The 8078-nt window shown below is 45.7% G+C and carries 8 protein-coding genes; all 8 read left to right on the plus strand.

Translation table 11 applies throughout. From position 1 onward, the window contains the following. Positions 1–72 precede the first annotated feature (72 nt). Complete coding sequence (gene rplM / locus LAY57_RS11475; RefSeq protein ID WP_249066579.1) at positions 73–528, plus strand: 50S ribosomal protein L13; 456 nt, start codon at positions 73–75, stop codon at positions 526–528. Beyond that, positions 528–941 carry a 30S ribosomal protein S9 gene (gene rpsI / locus LAY57_RS11480; RefSeq protein ID WP_249066582.1) on the plus strand — a complete coding sequence of 138 codons (414 nt, stop codon included), beginning with the start codon at positions 528–530 and terminating at the stop codon, positions 939–941. The genes rplM and rpsI overlap by 1 nt, the downstream gene beginning before the upstream one ends. A 124-nt stretch (positions 942–1065) precedes the next feature. Beyond that, positions 1066–1320, plus strand: coding sequence for a 50S ribosomal protein L31 (gene rpmE, locus LAY57_RS11485; RefSeq protein WP_249066584.1), 255 nt, complete (start codon positions 1066–1068; stop codon positions 1318–1320). Between the two features lie 103 nt (positions 1321–1423). Further along, positions 1424–2518 (plus strand): peptide chain release factor 1, encoded by a 1095-nt coding sequence (gene prfA, locus LAY57_RS11490; RefSeq protein WP_249066586.1) that lies wholly within the window; start codon positions 1424–1426, stop codon positions 2516–2518. A 419-nt stretch (positions 2519–2937) separates the two neighbouring features. After that, a complete protein-coding gene (locus LAY57_RS11495; protein ID WP_249066587.1) occupies positions 2938–3645 on the plus strand; it encodes a sugar transferase in 708 nt (235 codons plus the stop codon). Positions 3646–4026: 381 nt separating this feature from the next. Continuing rightward, on the plus strand, positions 4027–5376 hold the full coding sequence (locus tag LAY57_RS11500; protein WP_249066589.1) for a pentapeptide repeat-containing protein: 1350 nt from the start codon (positions 4027–4029) through the stop codon (positions 5374–5376). A 55-nt stretch (positions 5377–5431) separates the two neighbouring features. Continuing rightward, complete coding sequence (locus tag LAY57_RS11505; protein ID WP_249066591.1) at positions 5432–6388, plus strand: hypothetical protein; 957 nt, start codon at positions 5432–5434, stop codon at positions 6386–6388. A 28-nt stretch (positions 6389–6416) separates the two neighbouring features. Further along, entirely contained in the window at positions 6417–7916 is a 1500-nt protein-coding gene (locus tag LAY57_RS11510; protein WP_249066594.1) for a CHAT domain-containing protein, read from the plus strand. The last annotated feature ends 162 nt before the right edge of the window (positions 7917–8078 follow it).

Below are 8078 nucleotides of genomic sequence, written 5' to 3' on the forward strand. Positions count from 1 at the left end.
AACTGACAACGGACAACTGACAACTAACAACTGACAACTGACAACTGACAACGGACAACTGAAAAATAAACTATGAACACAACCTTTCTACCTTCTCCAGATACCCTAGAGCGCAAATGGTACGTGGTAGATGCCACTGACCAACGCTTGGGGCGACTCGCCAGCGAAATCGCAATGGTTCTCAGAGGCAAAAACAAGCCCTACTATACGCCGCACCTGGATACAGGTGACTTCGTGATTGTCGTTAATGCCGAAAAAGTGAAAGTTACTGGCAAAAAACGTACCCAAAAAGAATATTTTCGTACTTCTGGTAGACCGGGTGGGATGAAAACGGAAACTTTTGCCCAACTCCAAGTGCGTATACCAGAACGGATTATCGAACACGCGGTGAAAGGGATGCTGCCCAAGAATACTTTAGGCCGAAGCCTGTTTACTAAACTAAAGGTATACCGGGGTTCCGACCATCCCCATCAAGCTCAAGAACCCCAAGAATTGAAAATTAACACTATTCCAGGAGAAAAAGATTAATGCAAGCAACCGAAGTTAGCGATCGCGTCATGTACTTGGGAACTGGTCGTCGCAAATCTGCCGTAGCAAGAGTGCGCCTAGTTCCCGGAGAAGGCAAAATATCGATCAATAAAAAGGAGGGCAACCTGTACCTCCAATTCAACCCAGCTTTCCTCTCAGCAGTCAAAGCTCCCTTAGAAACCCTGGGACTGGAAAATGAATATGATATCCTCGTCAACGCCCACGGCGGTGGAGTAGCAGGTCAGGCAGATGCTATCCGTTTGGGAGTAGCTAGAGCCCTTTGCCAATTAGACCCGGATAACCGCAAACCCCTAAAAATCGAAGGCTACCTTACCCGCGACCCCAGAGCAAAAGAACGCAAGAAATACGGCTTGCACAAAGCTCGGAAAGCACCTCAGTACTCTAAGCGCTAGAATGTTTCTAATGGGTTGGGAAATTTTAGATTTTAGATTTTAGATTTATTTTAAATTTTAAATCTGAGATTTTAAATCTGAAATTTCCTTGCCAACCACCAAAAATCTCAAGGAGAAAACCAATATGCCCAAACCTGATATTCATCCAAAGTGGTATCCCGAAGCCAAAGTCTACTGCAACGGCCAAGTAGTCCTGACCGTTGGTTCTACAAAACCAGAACTTCACGTAGATGTATGGTCTGGTAACCATCCCTTTTTCACCGGCACTCAGAAAATCATCGATACCGAAGGTCGGGTTGAGCGCTTCATGCGTAAGTACGGGATGTTGGAAGGCGACGCCGCAGCTACACCTGCTCCTGGCACCAAAAAGAAAAGATAGCAGGATTGTCATCTGTCTGTAGTCCGTTGTTTGTAGTTTTTTCCTACTGACAACCGACCCCCCTAAGCTTTCATAACTGACAACTGACAACTGGCAACTGACAATGGCTGAAACATACCTGCTAAACAAACTAAAATCTGTTGAACAAACCTTCAACGAACTGAACCGACGACTTGCCGATCCAGATATCGCTAGCGACCCAACTGAGTATCAAAAAGTGGCTAAGGCACGCTCTTCTTTGGAAGAAGTGGTTAACACTTATGAGAATTGGAAAAATGCTCAGTCAGAGTGGGTAGGAGCAAAACAAATTCTCAAAGAAACCAATGGCGATCCTGAATTGCACGAAATGGCAGCCCTGGAGGTTCAGGAACTGGAGTCAAAGCTAGAGCAACTGGAAACTCGCTTAAAAGTATTGCTTTTACCCCGCGATCCCAATGATGACAAGAACATCATGCTGGAAATTCGGGCTGGAACTGGTGGGAATGAGGCAAGTATTTGGGTGGGCGATCTTTTGCGGCTGTACTCGCGCTATGCCGACGGTCAAAACTGGAAGGTGAAGTTGGTGAGCGAGTCCCTGGGAGAGATGGGCGGCTTTAAGGAAGTTGTGCTGGAAATTCAGGGCGACCAAGTTTACAGCAAGCTGAAATTTGAAGCTGGGGTTCACCGGGTGCAACGAGTCCCTGTGACTGAAGCTGGGGGTCGGGTTCACACTTCGACGGCTACTGTGGCAGTGATGCCAGAGGTCGATGAGGTGGAGGTGCATATCGACCCGAAGGATATTGAAATGAAGACGGCACGTTCCGGTGGTGCTGGCGGACAAAACGTCAACAAGGTTGAAACAGCTGCTGACTTGATTCACAAACCTACGGGGATTCGGATTTTCTGCACTGAAGAACGGAGTCAGTTGCAGAACAAAGAGCGGGCGATGCAAATCTTGCGTGCTAAGCTTTATGAAATTAAGCTGCGCGAACAACAGGAAGCGGTAACATCAATGCGTCGATCGCAGGTTGGTACAGGTGAGCGTTCTGAAAAGATTCGCACCTATAACTACAAGGACAACCGGGTTACCGATCACCGTTTGGGGCAGAATTACACTCTCACCCCCATTTTAGAAGGGGATTTGGAGTCGGTGATTCAAAATTGTATTTCCCAAGATCAGCAGGAACGTTTGGTGGAATTAGCGGCTTCTGTGTCATAGAGGAATTTGAAAAAAAGCTAATGCGTTATAGGGATAGACACTCGCGATCGTGCTTTGAAGAAAAGGCGATCGCTTTGTCATTTATAGCTAGGGACATCGTAGTGCCGGACTCAAATCTTAGCCTTTCTTTGACCAGGGGCGGTGGTCAGAGTCCGACCATCTCTGATTCCAAGCTACTTTCCTTTCTACTCTGACTACCGCCCCGCTCCTGACCTGAATCCTTACGAAGGCATTAATAACAAATTAAAATTATTAAAACGATGTGGTTTTGGCTTTTCGTCGATTTAGCTAAAACTTTACAAACTAGCTGATACTTCAAAGATTGTGTAAAGTCAGTATCTTCACTCCTCTCGCCAGTGAAAAGCAAGGTTATATTGCATTTAGGCCAATAGACCCGCCCTTGAAGCTGACTGCGAGCTATGATTACATCTGAACTAGCTGGTATCTTATCCTTTAATTCTTCTCTTAACCGCCCATATCGGCATCGTTTATATAAAATTGGTTTTGCTAGAAAATCAGAGCATCCTTCAGTAAGGAGCAAAGCCAAGCGTCTGATTGACATTCTGGGAGCCGTAATGGGATTGGGGATCGCTGGCATTGTCGGGATTCCTGTTGCGATCGCCACTCAACTGGATAACCCAGGCCCCATTCTATACAGCCAAATGCGCTGCGGTCTCAACGGTCGCCTCTTCCGAATTTGGAAATTCCGGTCGATGGTGATTGGGGCAGACCAGATGAAAGATTTGGTTCAAAACCAAGCAACAGGTCATATCTTTAAAAATGACAATGACCCCCGCATCACCAAAGTTGGCCGACTTTTACGTCGCACCAGCTTGGACGAATTACCCCAATTCTGGAATGTGCTAATGGGGGATATGAGTTTGGTCGGAACTCGTCCGCCCACAGTAGATGAAGTTGTAAAATATGAAAGCCACCATTGGGAAAGGTTGAAGGTCAAGCCGGGATTAACAGGGGAATGGCAGGCCAACGGTCGCTCCACAGTTAAAGATTTTGAAGAAATCGTTCGTATGGATGTGGACTACCAACGCAAGTGGTCGATTGTCTATGACATCGGTCTGATTTTCAAGACCATCCAGGTTGTGCTGAGTAAAAGTGGCGCTTGCTGATCTGAGATAGCAACTTATTTCACCTATTGCATTTTGGGCTGTTAGAAGGTAAGTGAGGGACTCCCGAAACCCGGTTTCTTTAAGAAACCGGGTTTCTCTTGTTTACTGGAGCCGACTGCAAGCCCCTAGAAATCGCGATGGCTTTCTGGCTCGATCGTTTTTCAGGTAAAATATAGCTAGGGACTAGGGGAGGGGGCAAAGGGGCTAGGGACTAGGGACTAGGGAAGAGGGAAGAGGAAAAAGCTTGACGAAGTAAGGGATTATGGACTTCATGTAACAGTTGGAGTTGCCTTAATCGCCCTGGCGGTTGCTATAAATGATTAAATTGCTTATTAGCGATCGCTTTGAAAAACTTGATTTACCGTAGAAATACCTAATATAGTGGCTAATCAGCGAGGCGACAATCCATCTAAATCACTATTCGGTAGTGGGTTTTCGTTCGAGCCATCCCTGAGTGAGAAAGACCGAAATTGGCAGGCATTTATAGGTGGAAACTTGGCAACGCCGACTTTAAAAGGGACTGACCTACGGGGTGCTTATTTGAAGGGTGCCTATCTAAGGAAGGCTGACTTGAGACAGATTGACATGAGTGAGATCTGCCTGAGTTATGCTGACTTGATTGAGTGTGACTTGACAGAAGCCAGCCTGAATTTGGCCAACCTGACAGAAGCTTGCCTGAATTTGGCTAACCTCCGCAAGTCCAAACTCAGAGGAGCCAATTTGAGCAAGTCTAATCTGGTTGGGGCAGAAATGACTCAAGCCGACTTAAGGGGAGCTAATCTAACGAAGGCTAACCTGGTTGGGGCTAATCTGGAAAGCGCCGACCTCACAGGGGCAAACTTGAGTGGGGCAGATCTGAGCGGAGCAGACTTGAAAGGATCGATCCTCAAAAATGCAGTCTACAGTCTAACAACTCGATTTAGTGAAAATCTTGACGCTGGTAAAGCAGGGGCTTACTTGATTGCGCCTAAAGTATCTGTTCCAGATGTCAACCTCAGCGGTGTAGATCTTAATGGAGCGGACTTGAGGGGAATAGACCTGAGAAGGGCGAACCTGAGAAAAACCAACTTCAATGGGGCTATCCTGAATGGAGCTAATCTGAGTGGATCTAATCTGAGTGGATCTAATCTGAGTGGAGCTGACTTGAGAGACGCGATGTTTAAAAAGGCGGTTTACTCTTCGGAAACGCAGTTCCCTCCAGGGTTTGACCCAAATAAGGTTGGAGCTTACTTAATTGCTCCTAAAGTATCGCTTCCAGAGGTTAACTTGAGTAGTGTGGATCTCAGTGGGGCAGACTTGAGCGGCGCAAACCTCTATCGATCGAACCTATCCGGGTCTAACATGAGGGAAATAGACTTAACCGGAGCTAACTTGCGGAAGGCTGACTTGGAAGGGGCGAAAATTCAAGGGGCAGACCTGCGAGCGGCAAACCTAACGCAAGCTAGCTTGTGTCAGGCGGATCTCAGCGAAGCCGACCTCAGAAAGGTAGATATGACTAGAGCAGACTTGAGTGGGGCAAACCTCACTAAGGCAGATTTGAGAGGGGCAGACCTGACGGGAGCCCGTTTGAATCAGGCCAATTTAAACGAAGCTGACTTGAGAGGGGTGGATCTGACCAGAGCAGACCTCAGTGGGGCGAACCTCAGTGGGGCAGACCTCACACAGGCAGATTGCACGAGGACAATGCTGGATGGTACGAATCCGATTGAGTTGACACTGCCACGGGTATAAACTTTTACCAAATACAACTGTCTCGATGAGATTAACTTGGAATTATGCAACGGCGATGAATTTGGTCTCAAAGGCGATCGTTTCCAGTATAGCGATCGCCTTACTGCTAACTCCGAAAACCAGTCTTGCACAAGAAAGCAACCCTGACGAGGTAGGGGCGGCGTTGGAACTTACCTTGACAACAAACCAGCTAACTGAGGTATTGGCCCCAATAGCTCAAGCACCCGAAGTGCAAGTAAATCCTGAGCCATCTGGTGTTGCGCCCAGTCTGGAAACTGAGCCATCTAAACCTGAAGAAACGCCTTTTCAACCCCAAAACCTGCCATTGGAGCGATCGGAGCCAGGGAGATACGGTACAGCCCCGAATATTACGGTGATAACGCCCTCAGCTTATGGAAAATCTTGGGGGAATATTAGTGTTGGTGCGGGTTTACAAGAAAGAACTCGTTTTACTAATGAGGCGGATGGGGTTTTCGGCGTTGGGTTTGGGTTGGGTGATGCTCAAAAAGCGATCGGCTTAGATGTTGGCGTGTCAGTTACTGATTTGGATACCGCAGAAGATGGTACTCTCAGCTTTAAGCTTCACCGACAGTTACCTAACGATTTTGCTGTTGCTGTGGGGGTGCTGAATGCGATCGACTGGGGTCTTACCGATAGCGGTACAAGTTTTTATGCTGTGGTAACAAAAAGATTTCGTCTGCAAAATCGAGTCGATCGGCCCTTCAGTCAGTTGTACATTTCTGCTGGCATTGGCAGCGGACAATTTCGTTCGGAATCTAATATTAATGAAGATGTTGATTCTGTTGGTTTTTTTGGCAGTGTTGCTGTGCGAGTGGCCGAACCTGTAAATTTAATAGCAGAATGGACAGGTCAAGATTTGACGCTCGGATTATCTGTTGTACCGTTCCGCGATATTCCTTTGGTGATTACACCAGGAGTAACTGATATTACTGGCAAGGCTGGTGACGGAAGCAGATTTATATTAGGAGTTGGATATTTAATCTCTTTTTAAAGACTGGAAACTGGAGTAGCAATGAACAATGAAGAAATTACTTAAATTCTCGTTAATTTTTGTTTTGACAATTGGTTGGATTTTTATTGCCGTCAAACCAGGACTTAACCAATCAGGAACTCAGTCAAATACTACAGTTCCTAATCCACTAGAAATTAATCCTCAACCAGTTGAAGGAAAACCCGAATCGCCACAAAGTTCGCTGAGTAATATAAAGATCGATCGCACTGCTTTTGAGCAAAATTTTCAACAAGCAAACTTCGATCGGGCAGTGCAGATGTTTGAAGAAGCCCAAGCAGTAGAATTTGGCAAATACTTCGGGACAAACTTTTTTGGTCAAACAGCTACTCCTGAACAGATATCTCAGACTTTATGCGATTTAGCTGAAACAACAGGGAAAAAAGCAGCACTTCTTTACGTGGTATCCCTGGAGAAACAACTCGAACTATTACTCATTCTACCCAGTTCTACACCTTGTACTAAGGCATCATTTAAACAAAATAATAATTCTACCCTCTTTATTCGGAAGATCGTTCGCGAAGCAAACCGCAAAAGCGTCCAAACAGTTGCCAAAGAATTTCGATCTGGAGTAACAGATCCAATTCTGAGTAACGATTATCGGAATTTTGCCAAACAGTTTTATCAATGGATTATTGCTCCCGTACAATCCGATTTAGCAGCAAACAAAATAGATAGCTTGATATTTTCAATGGATCGTGGTTTGCGATCGGTCCCCGTAGCTGCTTTCAACAATGGTCAACAGTTTCTGATCGAGCAATATAATGTCGCTTTAATCCCTAGCTTTAGCCTCACGGATACCCGTTACATTCGGATTGCCAACTCCCAAATGTTGGCAATGGGAATATCAAAGAGTACCCAAGCTCAGTCTCCTTTACCGGCGGTAGCTGTGGAAGTTCCGACCTTAGCTAATATTCTTTGGCGGGGTCAAGCATTTTTGAATGAAGAATCAACATTGGAAAAACTCCAATCTCTCACTCGTCAACAACATTTTGAAATTATCCACATAGCGACTCATGCAGAATTTAGAGCCGGAGAAGTAAGTAAATCTTACATCCAGTTCTGGAATTCTAAACTCCAGTTGGATCAATTGCAAAACTTTTCGCGAAAATTGGCTTGGAATAAAGCTCCAAAAGTAGAGATGCTTGTTTTGAGTGCTTGTAGAACTGCATTAGGAAACGAACAAGCAGAACTGGGATTTGCTGGTTTGGCGGTTCAGGCGGGTGTGAAAACTGCTGTGGGAAGTCTTTGGTATGCCAGCGATGAAGGTTCGCTAGCACTGATGACAGAATTTTATCACAAGTTGCGGACGGCACCGATAAAAACTGAGGCTTTGAGAGATGCTCAGTTAGGTATGCTGAAAGGACAAGTCAGGTTCCAGAATGGACAGTTAGTATTATCGGACAATCGTCGCGTCTCTCTTCCCCCAGAACTTGCTACCAGTGGTAATATTAATCTATCTCATCCTTACTTTTGGTCTGGTTACACGATGATTGGTAATTGGAATTAATTGGGAATTTCAGATTTGAAATTGAAGAATTGCCAATTTTAAATCGGAAATCTTCTCTTGCTTGTCTACAGAAACCCGGTTTCTTCAAGAAACCGGGTTTCTCTGTACCCCACTTACCTGAAAAGTGCGGAATGTGGGTTTTCAGGTATGTTGTTGCGCATC

Source organism: Argonema antarcticum A004/B2 (assembly GCF_023333585.1).
Classification (GTDB): Bacteria; Cyanobacteriota; Cyanobacteriia; order Cyanobacteriales; family Aerosakkonemataceae; genus Argonema; species Argonema antarcticum.